Source organism: Spirochaeta cellobiosiphila DSM 17781, from assembly GCF_000426705.1.
In the GTDB taxonomy this organism is placed as follows: domain Bacteria; phylum Spirochaetota; class Spirochaetia; order DSM-17781; family DSM-17781; genus Spirochaeta_E; species Spirochaeta_E cellobiosiphila.
The window spans coordinates 186,586-212,340 of the sequence record NZ_KE384559.1 but is presented as its reverse complement, the minus strand read 5'-3'; the positions used below and the strand labels follow the sequence as shown (position 1 = coordinate 212,340).

Here is a 25,755-nt window from a genome sequence, read left to right as displayed (position 1 = left end):
GAAACAGCTGAGAAGAAGCCTATGTAAGGGGAAGAACCAAAGCCCACAAGCCAAGGACCCAAGCATACCGGCTTTCACTCCCTCTCCTTACCCCCAGGCGTTGCCCGGGGAAATAACAATAAAAAGAAAAGGAACAAGGTGATTGTAAACTCCCAGGCTAAAGGCCACAGCCGAGGAGAACAAAGCCTATAAGTTCCGGGCCAAAGTAGCAAAGCTACAAGGCCAGGCCAAGAGCAAAGTTCAAAAAAGGAACTTGCCAGAAAGCCGAAAGTCGAAAGATTTGTCCCAAGGACAAGGAAGAGCCAAGAAGATAAAGCGCAGTGTACTCCCTGTACATGAGCATTTAGCTTCTTGCTGATGACGCTGAGATTATTCAAAAGACCCAGCCGCAAGGAGAGTTATACCAATGAGAAAGATTAATTACTACTTAAATGAAAACAAACTAACAGACAAAGAAGAATCAAGATTTGCCGCCCGAGTGAAGATCAAAGACACCCTTTATCAAAATGACATTATTAACATCATGGCAACGAAGAATACCACCGTATCCCGACAAGACATCATTGTTGTGATGGACCTCTTAACTGAAGTGGTGAGGGATGAATTATTATCAGGGAACAGAATCATTACGGATTTGTTCCAAGCCAGTGTAAGTATCAAAGGGGGATTTGCCACAGACTCCACTGATTATGATAGCAATGTACATTATGTAAAGCCTAACTTTACGGCCTCGGCTAAGCTTAGAAAGGACATTGTCTCCAAAGCGGGAGTCAGCAAGGTCGACCCTGGTCAGAAGGTTCCCAAGGTGAGCTTGGTCTATGACTTTCGTTATGGAACTTATGGTCCCCACTATCCTATTGGGGGCATCATAGAAGTAAAGGGTAAGAACTTCCCCTTAGATGAGGAACTGGAAATCCTTTTAGTTAGTGACTTCTCTGGAGAATCTGTCGGCGGGGTTCATCTTCTTAAGATCACTCCTTCCAGTATTCTCTGTCAGTTACCTGATACTTTGGAAGCAGGGGAATACACCATGATAGTCGTTGTAGGCACAGGAGACGGAGCGCTTCGTGGTACCTATAAAACTATGATGAGTATCAGCTAGACCGTAACTTACTAGATCCATCCCGAAGGCTATTAGCTTTCGGGATTTTTTAAGGCTTAAACATCAGATTTTGTCTAGGAGGAAATGGTGATTTTGCTTACTGAGTTTGGACCAAAGCTAGTAAGCATATGGTCAAAACCTAACAGGCAAAGGGATGAAACTAAGTAAGCAAATGGTCAAAACCTAGTAGGCAAAATCCTTGTTTTGAGCGCGAGAAATTGACAATAAGGAGACTCATTATGAATGTGTTAGATGCGATAGGTGGCTTGTTCCAACCGGCCTGTGACCTAATCGATGATATACATACCTCGGGAGAGGAGAAGCTGACTCTTCAGAATCAGTTGGAATCGATTAAGATGGGTATCCAGTCCCAGATGCTTAGTTATGAGGCTGAGGTCTTAAAGGCGCAGAGGGATGTGCTTGTAGCTGAGGCTCAAGGACAGAGTTGGATACAGAGGAATTGGCGTCCCTGTTTGATGATGGTGATCATTGCCATTATAGGGAATAACTATGTGTTACTTCCTTATCTGAGTCTGGTATTAGGGAAGGCTCCGAAAATGGAAATGCCACCGGAACTGTTTAACCTTCTATCCATTGGGGTTGGCGGTTATGTTGTGGGACGTAGTGGTGAGAAGATTGCTTTGAATTTGAAGGGGGTAAGGGATGGGAAGTAAATAATCGAAGGGAATTATGTAAGGATATTTTGTCCCTCTGTCTTTGGATGGGGGGATTTTTTTGTCTTAATATCGTTGGCTTAGATAGAAAAATCATCAGGTAAATAATTTACCCCTCATTCTTAAAGTCGAGATTTACTATTTATATATAGTTAGTATAAAGGAGTTTAAGGTGAAAATTGTCTATGGAATTATAGCTTCGATTATTGTTGGTGGTTTCCTAGGATTTAATGCAGAGTCGTTAGCAACGTTAGGTTTTGTAAAAAGTGAAAGATCAATTATAATTAGGATATTTAAATTACTGAACAATGTTACTTCGTTTTTATTTCTATTCCCTATAATATTGATGTTAAATATATTCTATCACCTATTAATTTTAGCAATCATTATCTTAATAAGTTCTCAGATGTTTGACAGAATAGACCCTCGGGTTCTGTTATATATTATTACAACATTGTGGTTAACGTCATTGCAATATACTCCCAAAATTGTTCAGAAAATGATAACCAAGTATAGTAATAGTGTGAGTGTATACTTAAGGCCATTTCCTAAAATGTTTCAATTAACTGATTTTCTTTTCAAAGGGAGATTTTTAGTTGTTATTAGTTCAACCGGTATTCTCCTCTACAGGAGTATTACAGACATATTAGGCCTTCCAATGACAATATATTATTATAATATTGATCTAGGTATTATTCCCTACCTTGCTATAGCAACAGCAATAAGTTTTAATTCCATTATAGATTTGTATAAGAAAGAATTTTCACCTCAGAAGAGTATAAGAGAAAGGGTAGCTTAATCATTTGCTTATAGGGATTATTAATCTATTTCATCAGTATGAGAAATGTTCATAGCATTTCTATTTACAGGGACCTCATATTCTTTTTCAAGGATGAGGCCCTCTTTCTGATTTGGGATAAAGCAAAACTGACTTCTTTATCATTCGAAAGGAGTTTAACAATTGTGTCGAAATTATCAATGATATCTTGTGAAGATATCTTAATTCCAATAATTGGTTCTGGCCCTCTGTTTGAGAATCTGTAACCGTCATTTTCTTCTCTATATATAGACATTAACCAATTGTCTGTAGATAGTTTCTCTCTCTTTCCAATTATAGTTAGCTTATTATTTTCTTTAATGACATACCAATGGTTTGTAATTTCTCTGTTTCTCATCTTATTAATTTCTCTGCGATCATTTCGGCTTGTTTTAAAACGGTCTCGGTGGCTAGTTTTTGCATATCAGGTGGATAGCCGTATTGTCGTAGGGTACGTTTTACTGCAATTTTGAGTTTGGCTTTTACACTCTCTTTTATGGTCCAGTCTATGGAGGCATTCTCTTTTACTTTATTGTAGAGGACTACTGCTAGCTCACGAAGTTTTTCTTTCTCCATCAGTTCCTTGGCACTACCATTATTAGCTATGGCTGTATAGAAGGCATATTCGTAGTGGGTTAGACCCATCTCCTCTGGTTCCTTATCTGAGTTCCTTATTTCATTAGCCAGGTTGATTAATTCGTCCAGGACTTCAACAGAGGTTATTACTTTATTATGGTATCGCTTTATACTGTTTTCCAGCATTTCCATGAGGCTTTTGCTTTGAATAAGGTTTGTCTTCATTCTGCTTTTGATTTCGTCATTAAGGAGTTTCTTTAGTACTTCTAGGGCAATGTTTTTGTGTTCCATGTTCTTAACTTCCAGAAGGAAGTCTTCTGATAGAATGGAAACCTCAGGCTTCTTCATGCCTGCCGCATCAAAGACATCTACCACTTGGTTACTTACCAGTGCTTTATCGACTACTTGGCGTATGGCTGTTTCTATATCTTCATCGAAAGAGGAGAAGCCAATTCTATCGAACTTGACAAGTCGAGCTTTGACGGCTTGAAAGAAAGATACTTCTTCCTTTACATCCATGGCTTGCTCGTGGGGGATGGCAATGGAAAAGGCTTTGGATAGAATTGTTACTTCCTGGATATAACGCTTTTTGCCATCTTCCAAACCTAGAATATGTTCTTCTGCCTCCAGGATAATGGATAGCTTTCTTCCTGTATCGGCTCCAAAGTATTCCTCATAATGGTAGCCATGGAGCATATCTGATACGACTTCTAGCTTTTCCAATAAAAGACTAACAGCCTGTTCCTGTTCTACAGCAGGGTCTCCTTTTCCCCCTGAATCGGAATAGAAGGAAAGGGCCTTCTTCAAGTCGGAGGCTATGCCCAGATAGTCAACAATGAGGCCTCCTGTCTTATCCTTATAAACTCTGTTGACTCTGGCAATGGCTTGCATCAGGTTATGACCTTGCATCGGTTTATCAATATAGAGGGTGTGCATGGAGGGTGCATCGAAACCTGTCAGCCACATGTCCCTAACAATAACCAGCTTTAACTCATCATCAGGATCTTTCATTCTATCTGCTAGAATACGCCGTTCCTGCTTAGTTGTGTGGTGCTTGGCAATTTCGGGACCATCAGAAGATGCGGAAGTCATCACAACCTTTATGGTTCCCTTATTCAAAGCATCACTATGCCATTCTGGTCTAAGGTTTACTATTTCCTTGTAGAGTTCGGCCGCAATTCGTCTAGACATGGTGACCACCATGGCTTTTCCGTCCAGAACTTCCAGTCTATACTCAAAGTGCTTTATAATATCTTTGGCTAAATGTTTGATTCTATCCTGACTCCCGATTAAGGCTTCCAGGTTCGTCCATTTGGACTTGGCCTTCTGAGATTCTGATAGTTCTTCTTCTCCCAGCTCCTCATCCAGATCTTCAATGAGTCTTTTCCCCTCATCACTAAGGGCAATTTTTAGTAGACGGCTTTCATAGAATATTCGTACAGTCGCTCCATCCTCTATGGCTTGAGCTATATCATAGACATCCACGTAATGACCAAAAACGGCAGGAGTATTCACATCACTGTTCTCGATGGGGGTTCCGGTAAAGCCCAGATAGGTAGCATTGGGTAGAGCATCCCGCATGTACTTGGCAAACCCGTAAACGATTTTCTTACCAATCACCTGACCTTCTGTGTTCTTTTCATCAATGGTCTTGGCCTTGAATCCATATTGGGTCCGGTGAGCTTCATCGGCAATCACAATGATATTGTCCCTCTGGGATAGTTCTTCGTAGACATTGCCTTCTTCGGGATGGAATTTTTGTATGGTGGTAAAGACAACCCCACCTGAGGCTACCTTTAGAAGTTCCTTTAAATGATGACGGTCATCAGCTTGTATGGGATCTTGTCGAAGTAACTGCCTGGAAGCAGCAAAAGTGTCAAATAGTTGGTCATCCAGATCATTACGATCAGTGATAACCAATATGGTAGGATTCTCTAAGGCCAGAATGATCTTTCCAGTATAGAATACCATCGAAAGGGACTTTCCTGATCCTTGGGTGTGCCAGATAACACCCCCTTTATGATCTCCTAGGGATTGGGACTTTACCCCTGGAAGGCCGTAGCTTTCAGGGGATTCCTTTAGCAAGTACCGTGACTTATCTTTCTGAGAATAGCCGGTGGCTCTTAGGGTAGATTCTACAGCTCTATTGACGGCATAGTACTGATGGTAAGCTGCTAATTTCTTAATGGACTCTACCTGGCTTAGGCCTGTTTCTTTATCCACCTTGTTAGTCTTTTCAAAGACAATGAAGTGCCTGATAAGATCTAATAGAGTTTTTTTGTTGAGCATTCCCTTTATCAAGGTCTCAAGCTGATTGGTGGTAGAAGAGGCTTCGCTCTGTCCATCAGAGGTCTTCCATGACATAAAGCGACTGAGGCCAGAGGAAATAGTGCCAGCTTTAGCTTCTAATCCATCGGATATAATAAGAAAACTATTATAATGGAATAGGCTTGGGATCACTTCCTTATAGGTTTGGAGCTGTTTGAAAGCAGAATGAATGGTAGCATTAGAGTCCACGGCGTTCTTAAGTTCGAAAACCACTAGGGGCAGTCCATTAACGAAGAGGATAACATCGGGCCGTTTATTAACATGATCCTCTATAATGGTGAATTGGTTTACAACAAGAAAGTCGTTGTTCTTAGGATGATCAATATCAAGAAGCCAAGCTTTATGGCCCCTACTATAACCATCCTTACTATGTTCTACTGTGATCCCTTCGGTAAGGAACCTATGGAATTGTTCATTGTTAGTGATAAGCTCTGGAGAACTGGTCCGCTGGATTTGCTTGAGAGCTTCTTCTTGATCTCTTTGGGATAGAGTAGGATTAATCCGAGCAATGGCCTTTCGTAAGCGATCCCATAATAATACATCCTTGAAGGAACGTCGCTCTGGATTTTCTGAGTCAGGGGCCATGCTGGGGCCTGGTATGTAGGTGAAGCCTTGGGCTTCCAGTAGATTGATAAGGTAGTCTTCTATTTGGGATTCGGTTATTTTAGTCATTTAAATTTTGATCCTTGTTGTTTACAATACTTAATTACTTCATCAATCCACTTAGAATACCATCGCCAATACTTATCTGCTACCATAACTCCATATCCTTTATTAGGATTTTTAGCGTCACGTTCCTTCCAAAGCTTCGTATGATTGTGCATCTTGAATTGTGGAAATCCCTCTTTTTTGACAAAATCGATAACTTGTGTTGCTATGAATTTAGGTTTTTCTGTTTCCTTAAAGACAGCGTATTCTTTATTGGTCTTCTCTGCAATCTCAGAGTCACTTTTTACAAACTCAATGACTCTGTCAGCTTGTCCCTTTCTATTTGCTGTCTTTGGTATAAATAAGATTCTGTATGCATATCTTTGGCTAGAATATTCTGATTCACTTAGTTGCTGATCAAAAGATTGTATGTAGCTCTGAATATTGGCTGGAAGATCTTTATGCTCAGATAATAGATCTTTCTGCTCTGTATCAATTGTTGAAAATTGAAGACTAAATGAAAGATAGTTTTCTATCCCCAATTCAGAACCAAAAAGTTCTTTTATATAATGATTATAGTTCAAACAACAGGCTTGAAATCTAGCACTTAAAAGGTCGTCAATCCTTGTTGTCATCTGATGTTCAATTTCATGCCTTAACCCAATTAAGAAAACCAAATTATTTTTAGTATCTATGTCAATGGGTGAGTTTTTATCATTTAAACATCTCTCTAATTCCCAGTATTTATATGCACCTTTCTTTGTTTTGTCGAATATTCTTTTTGTACCATGCTGAGAGTAATAACGATACTCTATCTTGTTGCTTCTGTAGTAGGCATGCATTAAGTAGGTCCATCCTATAATCATTAGAATAACATAGGATTCAGCTTTAAATGAAATATTTGGGTTATTGAATATTTGAACTGCCGCTAAAGTTGCTTCTCGTGATTTTTTTATGAGTTCAGCTTTAATCGATCCAATTCTCCTATTCCTTTTACTCATTTTAAAACCTTAATTTTTCCTTCTATTAGCTGTGGTAAAAGTGTATTTCTCAACTGTTCCAAAATATGAATATGATTATTGTTCTTATCTATCTTATTCCATAAATTATGACAGTGGTTGTTAAAAGTCTTCAATAGTGATTCTGGTGGTAAACTAAGCTTTAGATTTGTGATATCAGATGGTTTTAAAGAGGGGTAAGTTGATGTTGATGCTTCTGCAATTGAATGCAGATATTCGATCATGTCATCTGACGTTAGGTATAAATATATAAAATATGGCTCCATATCTTTACCTCTAATCACTACAAATCCTGTAGATACAACTAAATTGCCATCCGGGTTTCTTATTATTCCAAAATGTCTCTGGTTTGGTCTAACAGTTGAAAAGACAATGTCATTATGCTTAACCAAACGCCTTGCCCTACTTGGCGCTGATTCAGTATCAAATAATTGTAGCTCTGAAATAGATCCTTCTATTATTGAGCTAGTATCTAAGTATTGAATTTTGGTAATTTGGTCTTTTTTTGTAATAGAAGAAAGGTTTGTATATATTAGATCTCCAAGCTCCACTACCTCCCAGCTCTCATCCGCTTCCTCCACAAACCACTGGCGAAACAAAGTCTCCGCCATAGCCTCCAAAGTCTCATTCTGGCGATGAAGAAGATCAATTTTATCATCCAAAGAAGAAAGAACAGAGGCAATAGCTTTTTGTTCGGGGAGGGGAGGGAGTGTAAAAACAATTGTATTAAGTAAGGGAAGTGTTAGATATTTAGTGGCAGTACCATGTGAAATATATTCTAGATTTTCTAGTTTTTGTTTTAGCGCATAGAAGATGAATTTATATTCAACCTCATTTGAAAGAGAGATTATATAAGTTCTTTGATAAGCATTAAACTTTCCTTTGTAGTACTTCAGTGCAAATTTCCCATTTGCATTATTGCCGGCTAGTATTAATGCTTCTTCATCAAATGCATAATCATTGATTGTTAATGTACTAGGAGAACAAGTAAAAAAAGGGAATTTACCATTTTTGCATGATGCATTAGAATTTAATTTACCAGTACGAAATGAAGCAAAGTCTTTAAAAAAAACTTCCCTCCACCCATTCAATCTCTCATCATCTTTCATCTTTCCTCCCCAGATATTTCTTTCCAATGCTCATCCAGATGTTCCAACCAGGGATCTAAACCGTCTTTTCTTGTCTTAATAAAGCTATCTCCATACTCCGATAGATAAAGAAGTTCAGGATTTATATAACCAATAGTATCGTGAATTAAACGATGTTGATCTTCCAGATCTTCCCAATGAATAATCCTCTCATAATGAAAGACCCGATTCCTAAGGGCACGTATCTTATCCAGTGAACTTTTAATTTGTTTTCTCTTATGCAGAGATTTGGGCATATGAGGAAAGACTCCCTTTATTCCACCCGGTAGAAAGAGAGTCTTCTGTTCATAATGAGCTTCAAAAAGACTGGTCCAGAAGCCAAAGTGTAATTCTGCTACTATCCTACCTGCTGTAACACGCTTTGTTTTCCGGATCTTCTTCTTAGCTCCTTCCACCTGTTCTTTGGCCCATGGGCTTAGCTCAAAATAAGGAGAATCAAACCAGTTTTCCTGTTTTAATTGTACCACTAAGTATTGATGTATGGAGTTTCTCAAGGCTACTTCACAGGACTGTAAGGACTGATAGAGAGATTCACAAAGGGCTCTATTCAGTATATAACGAGCCAAGACCAGCTTGGGGTCTGTTTTACAATCCCCATAGGATTCCATACGTTCCAGAGAGAGGGCTTTAATAACATTTTGATGATAAATAGCTTGATTATTGCCTGTCTCTGTGCGATATTTATTTATGTAAGCCCTGACGGTACTTCTCCCATCCTTTGCGGTGGTGCTAGGACCCAGGGTATCTTTTTTTATAAGACCTTCCTCTTCCTTCATGGTAGCTTCACTTTATCAAGATTTTCCAATATCAGTTTGTTTAAACGCTCTTCTTCCTTTAGCTGTTCTTCAAACTCTGCTCGTAAAGAGGTGAAACGTTCTGTGAAGTCAAAGTCATCCTCTTCTTCTGGGAGTCCTACATAGCGTCCTGGAGTGAGGACATAGTCCAATTCCTTAACTCTCTCTATAGTGGTAGAGCTACAGAAGCCCTTAATATCTTCATAGTCACTTTCGATGGAACGCCATTGATGATAGGTATTGGCAATCTTTTGGATATCTTCAGGAGTTAATTCCAGTGTTCTTCTATTGATCAGATGCCCTTCGTTTCTGGCATCAATAAATAGAATTTCTCCCTTTCTATCCCGAAAACCACCATTGGTCTTGTCCCGACTAAGGAACCAAAGACAGGCGGGAATCTGAGTATTTAAGAATAACTTAGCCGGAAGGTTGACGATACAGTCTATCAATCCCGCTTCGATTAGCTCCTTACGGATATCTCCTTCCCCAGAGGTCTTGGAGGTAAGGGATCCCTTAGCCAGGACAAAACCAGCTGTTCCTTTGGGATTCAGGTGGTAGATAAAGTGTTGTATCCAGGCATAGTTCGCATTTCCAGCTGGAGGCTTGCCATACTTCCAACGGCCGTCTTCTTTAAGGAGGTCTCCCGACCAGTCACTATCATTAAATGGGGGATTGGCTATAACGTAATCAACCTTTAGGTCTTTATGGGCATCTCTTAGAAAAGAGCCTTCATTGTTCCATTGAACCTGGGAGCTATCAATTCCTCTGATGGCCAGGTTCATTTTGGCTAAGCGCCAGGTGGTCTGATTACTCTCCTGACCATAGATGGATATATCATTAACACGCCCTTGGTGCTGGGCTACAAACTGCTCTGATTGAACGAACATTCCCCCAGACCCACAGCAGGGATCCAGAACTCTTCCCGTGTAGGGTTCCAGCATTTCTACCAGAAGTTCAACGACTGAACGGGGGGTGTAGAACTGCCCACCCTTTTTCCCTTCTGCCAGGGCAAACTCACCCAGAAAGTATTCAAATACATGTCCTAATAGGTCGGCACTGCGTTCTTTCGCATCTCCCAGGGCTATGTTACTGATTAGGTCAATCAGGCTTCCCAGATTTGTAGGGTCCAGGTTCCCTCTGGCGAAGACCTTGGGTAGAACTCCTTTGAGGGATACATTGTCTTTCTCAATGGCATCCATAGCTTCATCTACTAGTTCTCCAATCGTGGGAAGTTTGGCGCTACTCTGTAGATAGGACCAGCGAGCCTGTTCTGGTACGAAGAAGATATTCTCTGCCTTGTATTCATCCTTGTCTTCTGGATCGGCTCCTGCATAGTCGCCTTCACCGGCAATCAACTTATTGTAGAGGTCTTCAAAGGCATCGGAGATATATTTTAAAAATATGAGGCCCAGGACGATGTGTTTATATTCTGCTGCATCTATGTTCTTACGGAGTTTATCCGCTGCTTTCCATAATTGTTTTTCTATAGCTTCTTCTACTTTTGCTTTAGCTTTTGCCATTCAAGTTCTCCAGTACATTTTGAGTTTAGTATAGCAGAGATTTATGTTGTTTACATTGGGAATTTGGATATTAAATGGAGGGGGATTTGTTTCTATATTTGAAATTCTATTTTACTTATCTGTAAATTGTAGACTAAAGTTAGGTATCCAATATTTCAAAAAGATTGGAGAAATAATGTTTTTAGAATCAAAATCAAAATTAAGTGCACTAAATTATGTTACTAATATAACTGTAAATGTCACCTGTATTGTTATAAATGTTTTATTGTTGTCTATATCCATATCACTTGCCATTAAAACTATCTGGGGGGGGATATTGTAAGTACGGATATAAATGTTGTTACTATATTTTCATTTGTTTTAACAAGTTTTTCTCTGTTTTTAACTATTGCTGTAATTCTCCCCAGATATCAAATGGGTTCAATTATTAAAGATGAAGTTGATATGCAAATATCTGATTTAAGATCTGAATGGGAAACTAAATATGATTTAATTAAAAATATGAATCATACTACAAATGAATCAATTATGGATGAAAAAGTTAATTTATTAAAAGTAGAAGCCCATGATGCTAGAATGACAGCATATTTTTTATGTAAAAGTGACCAATACACTTGGGCATTAGGCTAGAATATTAAATCTTTAAAGACATACATTAGGCTCTATCAGTTAAAATCCTTTAAATATGATGAATTTATTGCTAATGATCTCTGCCACACATTTGTAAGAATATCTACTGAAATGGGAGATGATTCAAGTACTGACCAACTCAGACTAATAGAACTACGGAGTTGGAAGGATCTCGTAGAATGTTTAGGAGCATATATCAAGTTAATAAGATTAAAAAAGAACAATAGCTTTATTAAAACTGATAACTTCTATAAAGGTTGTGATGCTATTCAAAAGGCTATAGATTTGGGTTTTGAAATATTTAAAGGTAGATTAAAAGTAGTAGAACCTAACATAGTTGATGAGATTGTATCGAGGATAAGAATCTTTGATGAAGAACTCTATGACAAAATTAATGAGTATATATTTAGTCCTGAGAAAGAGACTTCCCTGAAGAAAATAATAGAGAGTTGTACATAATATATTGCTTTCTGTGCTATAATATCAAATTGACAGCTCATTCGATTCCTTCTATACTAACCATTTGGACAGTGTTAAATAAAAAGAGAAGGAAACTAAGAAACCATGAATAAGATTGCATTACAAAAATTCGTTGAAAGTTATAAACCTGGGGATACTCTAAAGGCCGATGTTGAAGTCATTAACAAATATAAAGAACATCTCCCTGAATGTATGACCGAGCTTTGGTCAAGTTATGGATTTGGTTTTTATGGAGAGGGAATCATTCAGATCATTAATCCAGACAAGTACATTGATAATCTATGGGGCTGGTTAGGACAGGAGGAAAACTATGGTCGAGTCCCAGTGGCCATCTCCTCCTTTGGTATCATATTTTATTATAGACAATTAGATAGTGACATTCATGATATTGCTTATATCGATCCTCAAACTTCTGCTACAGATGTGTTGAGTTGGGATATAGAGAGCTTCTTTAATCAAAAGATTTTGGATGAGGAGTTAAGGTCTGTGATTCTTGATAAAGATCTTAATGAAAAGGCTCAAGAAAAGTATGGACCCTTAGCCATAGATGAAATGTATTCCTTCGTTCCCGCTATTCGTTTAGGAGGAACCAAGAGTCCCCAGAATATTGATAAGTGTAATGCCCCGATTCACTTGGATATCTTACTTCAACTTGCCCTGGGATAATATTATTGCTCCCTATCTGGCATTTCAACTAAATTGTCTTAGCTTTGGGCCACAAACTTCTTCTTAAGAACATCGATATCAAAATGTTTAGATAAATTATTTCATGACCCGTATCATCAGCAATAACCTCTAGAAGGTAATCTTCAAACTCAGCTCCATCTAGGCTTAGCTCAGAATTTCCAAAGCTGTGATGCTTTTTTTATTTTCCTTTGGATTTTCCCATCGAGCATGTATTCTTCAAAATTCTTCCTGTGTATAGCTTAGCTTCTTGTTAACAGAATGTTGGGAGAGCAAAGAGGACAGATAAGCTTCTGCTCAAGCTAAGGATTACGATCCTACCATAGATCGAAACTATGATGTGATCAATCAATATGGATCGACTAATCCTTTTGGTGTCTTGGGTCATTCACCGGATACTTCTTCTTGTATCGTCGTGGATTGGTCAAAAGAAGCTAATGTTAACCCAGGATAGAAGAGGTTTGAGGAAAGACGTGTATATTTCAAACATACTTCAATCACGGATGGTAATAAGACCGGACAGGCAATAAAACTTCAAATGAATATTCAATACCATGAAGAGGGGCAAGGGCCTAGGCTGGTTGTCTTCTTTATTCCTGGTGGTGGTTTTTCAACGACCCAATTATGAGGGCTTCCCCCTTTTCAGAACTTACTTGGCTAATCATGGTTATACTGTGGTTACCGTCCAGTATATAGTCATTGGTGAAGGTCTGTATAAAGATGCTGTTGCAGATGTGAATGATGCCATTAGGTATATAAAGGCAAATGCAGATAAGTATCATATAGATCCTGAATGGATTGTCTTACTAGGAAATTCCGCTGGCGGGTACATGGTCGCTCTAACAGCTACTAGTGCCAATAATGGTAAGGAAGATTTTCTAGGGAAATATAAGTGGGAATATACAACAGCAGTGAAGGGTGTCATTGATCTGTATGGATTATCTGACTTGAGGAGGATAGCCGATGACTACACAGATGAATCAAGAAGATCTCATGAAGTAAATACTTCTCCTGAGTCTCATTATGTAAATGGTGTATATTCTCAAGTGAGAGTATAATGGCTGATCCTGAAGCAGCTAAGAATGCCAATCCTCTCTCCTATATTGATGGAGGCGAGCCGCCCTTTCTATTCCTTCATGGTGATAAAGATTTAGCTGTGTCACCGAGTCAAACCGTAATTCTCCATAATGCCTTATTAGCTGCTGGAGTAGCCTCTACTCGCTATTCTCTGAAAGGAGCAACGCATGGTCGAGGAGGTTTTGATAGTCAACCAGCTTTGGATGTTATGGTTGAGTTCTTGGAGCGAGTTATGGAGTAGATAGTAATGGTTTTTTCATCACAATTCGTACATTGATACTGCCTAAAAATAAATTAGTGAAAACATTTAACTCATAGTATTTACATATTGTTTTAGTTTATTACAAATGTTACATTCGGAATAAATATAAATATAAGCAAATAAAGATGGCCAAAAGAAAAGCTCTATTTATTGTTTTGTTAGCTATGCTATCATTTCATGAGTTGTGAAATGATCGAAGTTTTAGATGGCAGTGATGACGAGAACCAGTCTGGGAACTCTGAAAATTCTTAATTTTTAGGTAACTGGGACCGGCTTTATACTGCGATTACAAATTATCCCGAACCAAACACTGAATACTCAATAGATTCAATTCTCATATTTACTGAAACTGGTTTCACATATTATGAAACTGAGCATGCTCCCGTCGGAATGGTTTATAATCATTGGAAAGAACCCTAGTATATTGATGATGAGCAAATCACGTTAGTGACTACCCATATTCCGCCCTGGAGATCAATTTAAATTATATAACTTATATACTAGAATTAAAAATACATAAAATCAAATATTGTTTTTTCTTAATATTAATTTAAGATTTATTTTAGGCCTAGCATTAGCAAATATTTTTACTTGAAGTCTTTAGCTTTCAGGTAATATGCAAATATTATTATTTGACGTAAATAATTTCTTGTGGTAGATTATTAAATATAAGGATCTGGCTGTCCTTCTTTGTTTTGTATTAAAAAAATATTTTAAACTAATTTGTAGAGTATTTTTTTAATTACAGAAATTATATAAATATTAGTATACAACTTGTTTTAAAAATCTTTATATACTTGAAGATATTGTTTTTGTACATAGAATATATTTATTGTTTTATGTTTACATTTTATTAATAAAGATATCTTACAACGAGTTTTAAGGTAGAAACATAGCTTGTTTAGTAATAGTAAGAATTATTTGATGATATAATTCCTTCTAAGGTAATCTAATGAATTTGATTTCTATTTGAATCAATTACTCTGATGGAAAAGTAATCACTAATCTCAAATATTAAATATAATCATATAAAAGAATCTTAGCATTTTTTTACAATGAAAAAGTGCATCTCTAAATACCATTAATATCAAAAGCAGAATAATTAATTGTGATGAATTTAATGTTATCTTTTCTTCATAAGTAAAGTAATTCTCAACAAGCCAAATTATATGAATAGCTTAGAAATACAAAAGAAAAAAACATTCATAGAAGTAAATAGATTTCTATTATTTTTAATACATTGAATTTGACTTGTGTTGTATCTATACATTCCACTGACGCTTAATGTTTACGAAGAATATTTTGAGATGTCTTTTGTAAGCAAAATAATTATCTTTGAAAAGTAAATTAACTAATTAGGGCTTCCTGAAAAAGCCTATGAATTTACATAGAAAGGATTTAAGTATAAAATTTCCCTGACAAGTGCCAGGAATCTATCAATATCACTTTAAAACCCTTGCAACCCTATGAGTCAAGATAGTTGAAGCATTTACATTTTCAAAGGAGCTTTAGTTATATTGAATATCTTTTTGGAACAACTTTAACGAGTCTCAGGATCTGGTCGGACAGATAGAGAACTATAAAAATCGTTATGCCTATTATCCAGAATCCGTTCATGCTGATAAGATTTATCAAACAAGAGAAGCTCGGAATTTCTGTAAAGAAAAAGGTATAAGGATGACTGGTAAACCTTTGGGCAGACGACCAAAGGAAACAGAAAAAACAAGGAAGATTTGAAAAAAGAAAAACTGCAACGATATCAAGATGATATAGATGGAATTTCCATTGAAGGTCGCTTTGGCGTAGCCAAGAGAAAATATGTCATGTGTAGGATAAAGGCTAAGCTGATGGAAACTAGCGAAACGGAAATTTATCTTTCAGTCTTGGTTATGAATCTTGATATGATTTGTGCACAAGAAGCCAGTAAAATCAAAAATCGCTATAAACTTCAGAAAAAAGCTGGGTAAAAACTTTTTCAGGAAGCCCTAATTAAATTATTCATACAAAATATAAATAAAAAATGAGGCAAAGCTATCTGCCAAAAAACATATGGCTATGTAATACTGAATAAAGAATAAAGAAACATCTTGAAGAAGTCATTAGATTTCTTTAGCAAATATAGTTTATTAAGAAAAACCACAAGGACTATGTTATAACAGTTGGTAAGAATTGATTAGCTAAGGTCTTGAGACTTGGAGTTGTAAAAACAGTATCTAATTATCTTTTATCCAGAAAGGGAAACCAACACAGAATGCTTACATTGAAGTATTGAATAGAACGGCTAGACATGAATGTCAATAGTTGAATATCTTTAAATCTATCTATCATGCACAAGTACTTGCGCCTTGATGGATGTGTATATCTAGTAATCAAAGACCTCATTCGTCTTTGGGTGGAATTAAGCCTAGAATTGTTGTAAATAATTCTAAAAATTACTCCTGTCAATAATGTTAGATTATACTTTTCTCCTTTAAAGATAAAAATGGGGTGTTTGATAATATTATAGATTAGTTAATAAATATAATATGAAAATACTTCATTCTTCATAATTGAATACTTATTATCTGTTGTATATCAAACAAATAGAAGTTTAATTGTTCTGAAAATAAGATAATATTACATAATTTCTATTTAGATCATATTATCAAGAGAATAGATTAAATAAATCTGTTAATAAAATTGGGAATAAAACGTTATTTTGTTATTCAACTTAAACTTGATTTTAAATTCTTATATTTTGTTAGTTAAAATAATGTAAAGCATTCCTATTCATTGATAAAGTATAGTGGAGCGATGTTTATGAAAAGAAATAATTTTAAGGTTATTATTGCAATAACAGATAGTGGGGGAGGGCATAGAGCCAGTGCTAATGCTTTATATTCTGAATTTAAAAGGTTACATCTACCTTGGCAAATAAAAATTGTAAACATAGTGAAAGATGTTTGGAAAGAAGGCTGGGGAGAAGCTATATATAATTCTCTTATACTAAAAATGAGATTGAGAAAATTTCAGTGGCTATTTTATGTACCAATAATTCAAAAAGTTATAGATATAAAAAGTCGAACATTATTAAAAAAATTAAAAAGATACTGGGAATTTGAAGAACCTAATTTAGTTATTTCTATGATGCCTTTAGCAAATAAATTACTACAACAGTCATTGGAAAAGTATAATCCAAATATAGACTTTTATACAATTATAACTGATTTTGTTGATAATCCACCAAAATATTGGATTGAAGATTTAAATCAAGAAATATTTTGTCCTACATTCGAATCATACGAACAGTCAGTGAAAATGGGCATCCCTAAGGAAAAAATCCACCTGTTGTCAGGTGTTATAATACACCCCAAATTTTATAAATCGAATAAAGACTCCATAGCATCTTTATCTTCTTTTTTTGACAAAAATAAAAAAACAGCATTATTATTATTTGGTGCACAAGGATCTTCTGATATTATAACATGGTTAAACACTCTTGATAAGTTCTACAAAGAGTTACAAATAATATTAGTATGTGGACACAATAAAAAATTGATGGATAGATTAAACAAAATGAATACTAGAATAAATAAATTGGTTGTTGGATTTACCAATCATATTAATGTATACATGGACTGTTCTGATTTCTTTATTGGTAAACCTGGACCAGGATGTATTGCAGAAGCTGTGCAAAAACGACTTCCTATAATCACTATGCTAGATAATAATACGCTAGAGCATGAACAATTTAATAGTCTGTGGGTAAAAGAAAACAATATAGGAATAGTTGTTTCAAATCAGCATGAAATTGAAAAATCAATAATTACTATGTTAGATACAAATCAATATAATCTTTTTGTAGAAAATCTTCTAAAGATAAAGAACAATTCTATTTTTGAAGTTAGTAATCATTTTATAGATAAATATTATAAAGGAAGTGATCGAATAGAGAGGGCTAAGGTATTAATAGATTCTTTAGATTGAAAAAAGGAGATTATTGTAATGAATTATCGAAAAAAAAATTATTAATTATTGTATTACTAGTAATTATTCTAGGGTGTAAAAGCCAAAATATCGAATGTATTGGTAATCCTTCAGATTATGTAAAGGTACAGAATAATACTCTAATCCTTACATCAGAAGATAAAGAGATTAATATCAATTTAACCACACTCGAAGCTAATTATCGTGATGATATAGGAATGCAAACCTTAATATCTCAAGCTGTGACCAATAAAAGACATGTCATTCTAGATTTAGATAATAGTATTATCAAATATCCCAAAGAGGGCTTAGAGATTCGTTTTAGTTTTATTGATAATACACTTAATCTATCTTTTCATTCCACAACTCCTCAAACTATTACTTGGCCTTCTATTGAAATGGAGCAGGTTAGTAGTTCCTTAATATGGCCGCATTATGAAGGGAGCTACATTCCTTTAAATGATAAAGTCTGGTTAGATTTCCTAGAATCTAGATCATGGAACACTACCACCCATCAGTATATGTCCTTTTGGGGGATTGAAAGAGGATCCTCTCTATTCACTTACCTAGTAGAAAATCCTTTCCATAATGAAATCCTTTTCACAGATAATGATGATAGAGTTACAATGAACTTGACTCATAACTTAGGAGAGGACATATCTTATCAGATCCACTTTGATAGAAACGTTTCTCCCATTACTCCGGGTAAGTACTTTCGGAAATATCTTATGGAAAAAGATGGTATCCTTAGCTTAAAAGATAAAATGAAGATTGCTCCGAATGTATCTCGCCTCATTGGTGCCCCCCACGCTTATGTTTGGTTGGGAAGTCCTATCGGGATTAGTGATATCAAGGAGGATAGTTGGATTGCTTTTGCCAAAGCCATACTTGGGGTTGATGATCACCTCTTAGCTATGCTTGGAGAAAACTCTGAGTCTGTTGTAGAAATGGCTAATGCACCAGACGCCTATGAATATTTGAAAGTGTGGATGGTAGAAGCTTTGTCAAAAGTTCTCCTATCACCAGACTATTATGACAGAGATATATGGCCTTTAAAATCTATCCCTTCTAGTTACATAGGTACTGTTGAGAATATTATAGATAATAAAATAGTAACGTCAAAAGATCTTCTATCCTTTAATAGTTATCTATTATATCAAGGGTATCACGAGTATTTAAGCGATCCTCGAACATGGGGGAATGGTGTCTCTACAAAAATGGTAGAGGCCATTACCAGGGACATGGATAAATTCATTTTAACCTGTAATGGTGTGGAAAATGTTGAAATCCGGCCTCATGTTGCTTCTTATGCCACGGATAAGGGATTGCTTTTTGGGGCTTATGATGAGTACTATTCTATTCATGATCCTGACAATCCCGAGTGGCCTACTGCTAAATATGATAGAAAGCTTTATGAGACAGGATATATAAGCAATAAAGACAAGGAACCAATGGAAGGATTCGGGGGAATCGGTTATCTATTGAGTCCTATTGCCGCTAGACCTTATTTTGAAGAGAGAATTGATAGAAATTTTAATAAAGTCCCTTATTCCTACTACTTTCTAGATTGTGATGGGTGGGGGGATTTCTTTGATGATTATTACCCAAATCGAAGGATCTCTTCCAGAGAAGATGCCCTAGCTAGAGCTGCACGTATAGACTACATATTTAATAAGTATCACATTCCAGTGGGAACAGAAGGGGGAAGCTATTTAGTCTCAAATAATTTATCAGTCGCTGAAGGTGTCTTTATGCCTACTCTGGATGGAATCTTTGATGATCCCGATCTAAATATCAATGAAATGTCTCCTTATTTCCTAGGGCGATCCTTTCCCAGTTACGAACCGGAACAATTCTTCTTACCTGTACCAATGAAGGAAAAGTATGTTCATTTGTATAGTGATCCTAGATTCAGACTTCCCTTATATGAGGCCGTTTTCCATGATTCTATTGTGACAACTGCACATTACGCTTCCAGTTCTCTCAAGTTCACGAATATAGCTGAAACTACAGCTTTAACAGAGATCCTTTATCAAGTAGCACCTATGTATCATTTTAATGTCAATTATTACCATGATATAAAAGATAAAATAAAAAAGCATAACAAAATATTTGAGAAAACCCATTCCTATTCCTATCAATATCCCCTTGAAGATTTTGAGTTCCTTACAGAAGACAGATTAATCCAGAAAACATCTTTTGGTGATTTGGAAATAATTGCCAACTATCGTAATGAGGATTTTTCCACGAAAGGTATAAGTATACCTAAACGAAGTGTTCGGCTTCATTGGACCACAACGGGAGGTATTATCCTATATAATGATGAGATACTCTCAAAGGATATAACTTATACAACGGATATTGAACTACTCCTGTCTGCTATTAACAGTAATTCCCTAATAGAAAAAGAAAAGGGAATCATAGCTGCCAGTAATTTAGGTACACAAGCCAAAGATAGTATTCCTCTGTTGATTGATAATTTGACAAATGAGGAATGGGTCATTCGAAAAGCATCTGCTAAAGCCCTTGCGAATATGGGACCACAGGCTATTAGGGCCTTACCGCAATTAATTAAGGCTTTAGGTGATGAAGAATGGCAAGTCCGTCGACCTGTTGCCTATGCCATTGCCTCCTTGGGAGAAGAAGCGCGCCCTGCGATTCCAGCCTTAATGGATGCTCTAAATGATGAAGAATGGCAGGTCCGAAAACCTGTCGTATTAGCACTTGGGGCTATTGGTAAGGATGCCAAAAGATCCTTGCCTTATTTAAAAGAGATGTTAGATGATCCAGAAATCCAAGTTGTTGACGCTGCAAAAAAAGCTATACAAAAGATTAAGTACTAGTATATAGTTGGCGTTATTATGACATTAACTGAGATTGAAAAGAAACTAAATATTACTTATCCCTTACTATATAAAACATTAGAGCAGAAGGGCATGCTGGATGTTGGAGAAGCAGTACCGGATAGGTATCGTACCGTTTATCCCAAATTAAAGGATAATCCCATTCTACTTCTACATAGTTATGACTTTGAATTAATGAACATAAATGATGTCTATGAAGCAGTAACAGAATTATATGTTCCAGACGATTATAGACAAATCAATCCTGAATTGAAATTTATACCCTTTGGGCAAAGTGGTGGGGGAGACCTCTATTGCTTCTTTTTATCTGAACCAGAGTCGGTTGATATACCTATCGTATATTTCTATCATGACTTTAATGAAGCCTGTTATCTGGCTAAAAACCTTCAAGACTTTATTTTTAGAATCCTACTTAATGATATGTCCAATCAGGATGTAACAAATAATGTTAGTGATGAAGAATTCCTCAGTAATCTCAAAAATGTATTAAGAACTCATTCTCCCTATTTAACGGAAAAACAGACATCAACATTGCAAAATATGTTGTCTCGCGACATTAGAGATTATGACATTCCCCTTCCTAGAGGTCGAAAAATAACACAACGAGGATTATTGACAAATGTTGAGTGGAAGGAAATCTTGGCAGAAATCATCCCTTATGAGAAGATGGATGTCTCTTTTGAGTATTCAGATGAATAATAGTGCTTTTTGTAAGTAGTCCTTCAATTTGATCCCACTATAATTATAGATAGTACATTTCAAAGGAGTAGTGGGATGCTCATTAAAAGCAAGATTAACTTACTTGGACTCTATGTGATAGTAGACTTCATACTCTCAAGTTTGTTGAGTGTGTACACCATGCAGACTATCAAGATAAATGGAGATCTCTATAATGAAATCATCCTTACCAGTGAAATCAGCTCCAGTATGGATGAGATAGCCACAGGAACGCAGAACAAATGGTGAAGGCTATGATCATGGTGAATGAAATAAGTGATCAAAATAAGGAAAGCATTGATAATTTAATGACAAAAGTTGCTAAGTTTGAGGTGTAGTATTTGCTTTTAATAGTATTTCACGGTCAGAATCATAGCTTAGTCTCACATGGTAACACCGATCAATACTTTCCTCATATCACCGAAATAATTTTTCCGGTTTTAGTTATGAGAAGAAGTCAACGACTCCTGATTTAAGGCGATTCTTCATTCTATAGGAATCACCCTGTAAGCTAATTATATGAGCATGATGAAGAAGACGGTCTAAAGTTGCACTTGCAATAGCGTCATCATGTAATGTTCCCCTGGTTTTTGGACCATTATGCTACTAATTTTTTCCGATATACCATCGGACTAATATATCCTATTGCTGAATGAGGTCGTTTCATATTGTATTTGTGTATCCAATCTGCAATCTTCTCAAATGCATCATCTTGATCCTTGAATCGGTAATGTAATCCCCCCATTATTAACAGGAGTAATTTGTAGAATTATTTAAAACCATTCTAGGGGTAATGCCGCCCAAAGACTAATTAGGTATTACATTATTGTATATCCACAGCCATCTTGTCGCAAGTTCTTGTGCATGAATGGCTAGCAGTCCTATTAAATCTTTCAATGTAAGCATTCTGTGTTGGCTTCCCTTTCTGGATAATAGATAGTTTGATACAGTTTTTTCTACTCCAACTCTTAAGAGCATCACTAATGTATTCTGGTCCATTGTCACACCTTAGTCTTTGTGGTTTTCCTCTCCATTCTATTATTTGCTCAAGTGATCTAATAACACTTTCAGTTGGAAGGGAAAAATCAACTTCAATTACTAAACATTCTCTATTGAAGTCATCAAGAACATTAATTGTGTCATGTTCTTGTTAATTGGAACTGCTAAAGCATCAGGCTTATCTCTTCGTATTCGGGTTTTAGGTTTGATTCGAAAATTAAGCTCCAATTCTCTATATATTCTATATACTCTTTTATGATTCCAACTAAAGCCTTTCACATTCCTTAAGTACATAAAGTCTATGGGTGTTTGTAAGCTTACATAACCAGTCACTTATTAGTTTGTTCTCTTCTGACAATTTTGGTGTGTAGTAATAACAGCTTTCACTAATATGAAATGTCTTACACAGTAGTTTGATTGGTAGATGTCTCTTAACTCTATAATACATAGCCATCTGTTGTCTGACAGATGGCTTTACCACTTTTTTTCAAGAGCATCCGTCACAATTTCATTCTTGAGTTTTTCTTCTGCATACATTTTTTTAAGTAACGCATTTTCTCTTTCTAATTCTTTTAATCGCTTAACCATTGAGGTATCCATACCACCATACTTTGATCTCCATCTGTAAAACATAGCAGTACTTACACCGTTATCTCGGCAAATATCTTGTATCGGGATACCGCTTTTAGCCTGTTTAAGCATGGCCATAATTTGACTGTCTGTAAATTTTGATTTTCTCATGTAGAATCTCCATTCATATATTATTTGAATTTTCTACAAATATCGACTCTTAATTCTTGGGGGGATTACTCAAGAATTTATATTAAAATATAGTGTCTAGATTAAAAAATATAAAAGTCTTAGACACATTAATTTGGGTACCCAAGTTCAAACCTGAAGTGCAACTACTTGTAAGAGTAGGAAACAAGAGAAAGAAAAGAAATCCTTATTCCTCGAAACATGTCTCAAGAATACCTCATAGACCTAAGAAGTGTCTTGGACTGGGACTCTAAATAATTACAGATCCCGTTTATGCCGGCTCAATCGCTCTTTGAGTCCACTACCAAGTTCTCCATTAAAAGGAAGCAGAAAATGAGTTCTGTTGATGAATCCTGATTCTACACGATCTCTTAATTCCAGTTTAAACCTCTCAAAATCCACATGCCATCTTTCTTCAGACTCATTAACCAAGGTTTTAATCCTGGTAGCAATATTAAAGGATTGCCAGAGATCAACAGAAAAAATACCGATAAATATTCCTATGAAAAAAGACATTTCCAAATTGTTTAGGAGCCAGGAAATATCTCTCTGAAGAAGAGGAAAAATAGTGAAGGAAAAAAACAAACCAAGTAGTGTCCAAAAAATACTGTAGAGGGGACATATGATTCCTTTAATGTTTCCACGGTTTTTCGAATAATCCCAAAGCCGAATATTGAAATGCCCAATAAAGATTAATCCTGCAATGTATTCAAGAGTTGTCAGAATAACTAGAAAAGAAAGAGCACGTAGGTGCAAAGGAGTTACATAATCACAGATGAGGTACAAGACAATGGAACCAAAACCATACAAAGGAAGCCAGGGACCATTTAGAAATCCCGGATTGATCCACCTTCTGGCCTTTCCGTAAAAACGCCTCCAGAAAATCTCCAGAACCCAGCCAAATACAGTACCGATCATAAAAATCAGTAGAAACTTCAAAATCAGAATTAAAACATCACTGTATGACAACTTTATTCCCCTTCTCAATTGTATAGTTACAATAATAAAAATGTACCAGTATACCACTTCTTTCGGTTTAAATTCGGCCCAAAGGGTGATTTTCTTCTAAAAACGGGAGGATTCAGTCCCATCATAATTCATGATTTCTTTTTTTGTTGAGTTCTATTAGTCCACTATCTTAAATATCCTTTCTGGCAAGTATAAGTCATTATGACTCTGTATGGATAGGAAAAATGCTGTTACTATATTACCAGTATAGGAGAAGACAAAGTGGATAGGCAGAAGAATAATGAATATGATCCTACGATTGATCTTAATTATGATGTGATCAATGATTATGGGACTACCAGTCCTTTTGGAATACTACAGGAGACCGCTGATACTTCCTCCAGTATCGTAGTGGATTGGACAAAGGAAGCTGATGTCGATCCTGGACAGAAACAGTTTTTAGAAAAAAAGGTGTATTATAAACATGCTTTGATCACAGATGGAAAAGATAAGGGGAATAGTCTTCCTTTACAAATGAACATCCAATACCATGAAAAGCCCCATAATCCTAATCCTGTTGTCCTTTTTATTCCTGGAGGAGGATTTACCATAGCCCCTATCGAGGGGCTGCCCATTACACGAAACTATTTAGCCAATCATGGTTATGCCGTGGTAAGTGCCCAGTATAGGGTTATTGGAGAAGGGCTTTATAAAGATGCCGTGGCAGATGTTAATGATGCCATTCGCTATGTAAAATCTCATGCTCCTAAGTACAATATGGATCCGGAACGGATTGTTTTATTAGGTAATTCTGCAGGTGGCTATATGGTGTCTCTAGCGACTATCAGTGCCAATAGGGAAAACAAAGATTTTCGGGGAGAGTCCAATCTGGAGTACTCAACAGAGGTAAAAGGAGTCATTAACCTGTATGGCTTATCTGATCTTAGGAAAATCGCTGATGATTACACAGAAGACTCCAGGCTCTCTCACGAAGTAAATACCTCTCTAGAGTCACACTATGTTAATGGTGTTTATTCCCAAACCAGTATTATGGATAATGGTGAGACCGCAAAAGCCTCCAATCCTCTTACTTATATAGATGGCACAGAACCTCCCTTCCTTTTCCTTCATGGTGACAAGGATCTGGCCGTATCCCCGAGTCAGACTGTTATCCTCCATGAAGCTTTATTAGCCGCTGGTGTTTCCTCCCGTCGCTATTCTCTTGTGGGAGCCACCCATGGTCGTGGAGGATTTGATAGCCAACCAGCTCTGGATGTAATAGAGGATTTCTTACGATCAACTTTGAAGTAAGTCGATGATAGATTTCTAATTGGGGTTTAATGTTTATATCCAGGTTTTAGCTATACCCTTTTGAAACGAAAACTGGCTATATAGTTCTTGTAACAAATAACATTCATTATTTCCCATGTGGATATTCATAGTCTGTGAGAGCTTTGAATCTTGTTATACAATCTAGCCACTAGCATCTTTAGAAGTTACATATATTGATATAATTAACATATTGTCCTTACTTTTTACAAATGTTACATTCACATAAATACAAACATATGGAGAAAAGAATGTTAATAAAAAAAATATTAGTTATGGTTTTATTCGCTGTACTGTTAATTACAAGTTGTGAAGTTAATAATTCACTAGGTGGTAATGATACAGAAAAGACTACGGACAAGCAGCATAATCAAGATAACCAAGACAACCAAGACAACCAAGACAACCAAGACA

At 36.3% G+C, this 25,755-nt stretch carries 26 protein-coding genes and 3 pseudogenes; 17 read left to right on the top strand and 12 right to left on the bottom strand.

Features of this window, described 5'->3' with window-relative positions; genetic code table 11:
• The first annotated feature begins 406 nt into the window (after nt 1-406).
• The 3 genes from K345_RS0119015 to K345_RS0119005 all read left to right on the top strand — a co-directional run bounded on the left by K345_RS0119015 (nt 407) and on the right by K345_RS0119005 (nt 2,575).
• Entirely contained in the window at nt 407-1,102 is a 696-nt protein-coding gene (locus tag K345_RS0119015; protein WP_028975509.1) for an HU family DNA-binding protein, read from the top strand.
• Nucleotides 1,103-1,341: 239 nt separating this feature from the next.
• Nucleotides 1,342-1,776 (top strand): 3TM-type holin, encoded by a 435-nt coding sequence (locus K345_RS21965; RefSeq protein ID WP_053228477.1) that lies wholly within the window; start codon nt 1,342-1,344, stop codon nt 1,774-1,776.
• Nucleotides 1,777-1,948: 172 nt separating this feature from the next.
• Nucleotides 1,949-2,575 carry a hypothetical protein gene (locus K345_RS0119005; protein WP_028975508.1) on the top strand — a complete coding sequence of 209 codons (627 nt, stop codon included), beginning with the start codon at nt 1,949-1,951 and terminating at the stop codon, nt 2,573-2,575.
• A 64-nt stretch (nt 2,576-2,639) separates the two neighbouring features.
• On the opposite strand, the gene K345_RS0119000 is transcribed toward K345_RS0119005, so the two are convergent.
• The 6 genes from K345_RS0119000 to K345_RS0118970 are packed head-to-tail and all read right to left on the bottom strand — an operon-like array spanning nt 2,640 to nt 10,626.
• The gene (locus tag K345_RS0119000) at nt 2,640-2,951 is read right to left on the bottom strand and encodes a hypothetical protein (protein ID WP_028975507.1); all 312 of its coding nucleotides are present in this window, start codon (nt 2,949-2,951) and stop codon (nt 2,640-2,642) included.
• A complete protein-coding gene (locus tag K345_RS0118995; protein ID WP_028975506.1) occupies nt 2,948-6,169 on the bottom strand; it encodes a type I restriction endonuclease subunit R in 3,222 nt (1,073 codons plus the stop codon). The genes K345_RS0119000 and K345_RS0118995 overlap by 4 nt, the downstream gene beginning before the upstream one ends.
• The gene (locus tag K345_RS0118990; protein ID WP_028975505.1) at nt 6,166-7,146 is read right to left on the bottom strand and encodes a DUF3644 domain-containing protein; all 981 of its coding nucleotides are present in this window, start codon (nt 7,144-7,146) and stop codon (nt 6,166-6,168) included. The genes K345_RS0118995 and K345_RS0118990 overlap by 4 nt, the downstream gene beginning before the upstream one ends.
• On the bottom strand, nt 7,143-8,273 hold the full coding sequence (locus K345_RS22690; RefSeq protein ID WP_053228476.1) for a restriction endonuclease subunit S: 1,131 nt from the start codon (nt 8,271-8,273) through the stop codon (nt 7,143-7,145). The genes K345_RS0118990 and K345_RS22690 overlap by 4 nt, the downstream gene beginning before the upstream one ends.
• Nucleotides 8,270-9,088, bottom strand: a complete 819-nt coding sequence (locus tag K345_RS21950) for an Abi family protein (protein ID WP_053228475.1) — start codon at nt 9,086-9,088, stop codon at nt 8,270-8,272. The genes K345_RS22690 and K345_RS21950 overlap by 4 nt, the downstream gene beginning before the upstream one ends.
• Nucleotides 9,085-10,626: a class I SAM-dependent DNA methyltransferase gene (locus K345_RS0118970; RefSeq protein WP_028975504.1), complete on the bottom strand. Its 1,542-nt coding sequence runs from the start codon at nt 10,624-10,626 to the stop codon at nt 9,085-9,087. The genes K345_RS21950 and K345_RS0118970 overlap by 4 nt, the downstream gene beginning before the upstream one ends.
• A gap of 414 nt (nt 10,627-11,040) precedes the next feature.
• Here K345_RS0118970 and K345_RS0118960 point away from each other — a divergent pair, with 414 nt between their 5' ends.
• The 12 genes from K345_RS0118960 to K345_RS0118920 all read left to right on the top strand — a co-directional run bounded on the left by K345_RS0118960 (nt 11,041) and on the right by K345_RS0118920 (nt 21,555).
• Nucleotides 11,041-11,256 (top strand): hypothetical protein, encoded by a 216-nt coding sequence (locus K345_RS0118960; RefSeq protein WP_028975502.1) that lies wholly within the window; start codon nt 11,041-11,043, stop codon nt 11,254-11,256.
• 111 nt (nt 11,257-11,367) lie between these two features.
• Nucleotides 11,368-11,715, top strand: a complete 348-nt coding sequence (locus K345_RS0118955) for a hypothetical protein (protein WP_028975501.1) — start codon at nt 11,368-11,370, stop codon at nt 11,713-11,715.
• A gap of 105 nt (nt 11,716-11,820) precedes the next feature.
• Nucleotides 11,821-12,402: a T6SS immunity protein Tdi1 domain-containing protein gene (locus K345_RS0118950; protein ID WP_211227930.1), complete on the top strand. Its 582-nt coding sequence runs from the start codon at nt 11,821-11,823 to the stop codon at nt 12,400-12,402.
• Nucleotides 12,403-12,974: 572 nt separating this feature from the next.
• Complete coding sequence (locus K345_RS21945) at nt 12,975-13,478, top strand: alpha/beta hydrolase (RefSeq protein WP_037573248.1); 504 nt, start codon at nt 12,975-12,977, stop codon at nt 13,476-13,478.
• The gene (locus tag K345_RS21940; protein WP_053228474.1) at nt 13,478-13,738 is read left to right on the top strand and encodes an alpha/beta hydrolase family protein; all 261 of its coding nucleotides are present in this window, start codon (nt 13,478-13,480) and stop codon (nt 13,736-13,738) included. The genes K345_RS21945 and K345_RS21940 overlap by 1 nt, the downstream gene beginning before the upstream one ends.
• Nucleotides 13,739-15,280: 1,542 nt before the next feature.
• Nucleotides 15,281-15,496 (top strand): transposase, encoded by a 216-nt coding sequence (locus tag K345_RS23965; protein WP_083963870.1) that lies wholly within the window; start codon nt 15,281-15,283, stop codon nt 15,494-15,496.
• Nucleotides 15,493-15,726 carry a transposase gene (locus K345_RS0118940; protein ID WP_028975499.1) on the top strand — a complete coding sequence of 78 codons (234 nt, stop codon included), beginning with the start codon at nt 15,493-15,495 and terminating at the stop codon, nt 15,724-15,726. Before K345_RS23965 ends, K345_RS0118940 begins: the two co-directional genes overlap by 4 nt.
• Before the next feature lie 259 nt (nt 15,727-15,985).
• On the top strand, nt 15,986-16,060 hold the full coding sequence (locus K345_RS23960; RefSeq protein ID WP_156888475.1) for an integrase core domain-containing protein: 75 nt from the start codon (nt 15,986-15,988) through the stop codon (nt 16,058-16,060).
• A gap of 498 nt (nt 16,061-16,558) precedes the next feature.
• The gene (locus K345_RS0118935; protein ID WP_028975498.1) at nt 16,559-17,725 is read left to right on the top strand and encodes an MGDG synthase family glycosyltransferase; all 1,167 of its coding nucleotides are present in this window, start codon (nt 16,559-16,561) and stop codon (nt 17,723-17,725) included.
• Entirely contained in the window at nt 17,722-20,568 is a 2,847-nt protein-coding gene (locus tag K345_RS0118930) for a glycoside hydrolase (protein WP_028975497.1), read from the top strand. The genes K345_RS0118935 and K345_RS0118930 overlap by 4 nt, the downstream gene beginning before the upstream one ends.
• A gap of 18 nt (nt 20,569-20,586) precedes the next feature.
• A complete protein-coding gene (locus tag K345_RS0118925; RefSeq protein WP_028975496.1) occupies nt 20,587-21,288 on the top strand; it encodes an SMI1/KNR4 family protein in 702 nt (233 codons plus the stop codon).
• A 75-nt stretch (nt 21,289-21,363) separates the two neighbouring features.
• Entirely contained in the window at nt 21,364-21,555 is a 192-nt protein-coding gene (locus K345_RS0118920; RefSeq protein WP_028975495.1) for a hypothetical protein, read from the top strand.
• 195 nt (nt 21,556-21,750) lie between these two features.
• Here the strand turns inward: K345_RS0118920 and K345_RS23620 are convergent.
• From K345_RS23620 to K345_RS21930, 6 genes and pseudogenes are all read right to left on the bottom strand, one after another.
• Nucleotides 21,751-21,873 (bottom strand): annotated as a pseudogene (locus K345_RS23620) (ATP-binding protein); the annotation flags it as partial.
• 31 nt (nt 21,874-21,904) lie between these two features.
• Nucleotides 21,905-22,204: pseudogene (locus K345_RS23955) on the bottom strand (integrase core domain-containing protein).
• Nucleotides 22,114-22,305, bottom strand: a complete 192-nt coding sequence (locus K345_RS23950) for a hypothetical protein (RefSeq protein WP_028975494.1) — start codon at nt 22,303-22,305, stop codon at nt 22,114-22,116. Before K345_RS23950 ends, K345_RS23955 begins: the two are co-directional and overlap by 91 nt.
• A pseudogene (locus K345_RS23945) lies at nt 22,280-22,402 on the bottom strand (IS3 family transposase); the annotation flags it as partial. The gene K345_RS23950 and the pseudogene K345_RS23945, both read right to left, overlap by 26 nt.
• A gap of 377 nt (nt 22,403-22,779) precedes the next feature.
• Complete coding sequence (locus tag K345_RS23940) at nt 22,780-23,046, bottom strand: transposase (protein ID WP_028975492.1); 267 nt, start codon at nt 23,044-23,046, stop codon at nt 22,780-22,782.
• A 276-nt stretch (nt 23,047-23,322) separates the two neighbouring features.
• Complete coding sequence (locus K345_RS21930) at nt 23,323-24,033, bottom strand: putative ABC transporter permease (protein ID WP_245584643.1); 711 nt, start codon at nt 24,031-24,033, stop codon at nt 23,323-23,325.
• Between the two features lie 261 nt (nt 24,034-24,294).
• Here K345_RS21930 and K345_RS21925 point away from each other — a divergent pair, with 261 nt between their 5' ends.
• Entirely contained in the window at nt 24,295-25,323 is a 1,029-nt protein-coding gene (locus K345_RS21925; protein ID WP_053228473.1) for an alpha/beta hydrolase, read from the top strand.
• Nucleotides 25,324-25,553: 230 nt separating this feature from the next.
• A partial coding sequence (locus tag K345_RS23535) for a hypothetical protein (RefSeq protein ID WP_211227929.1) occupies nt 25,554-25,755 on the top strand: 202 nt, incomplete at its 3' end.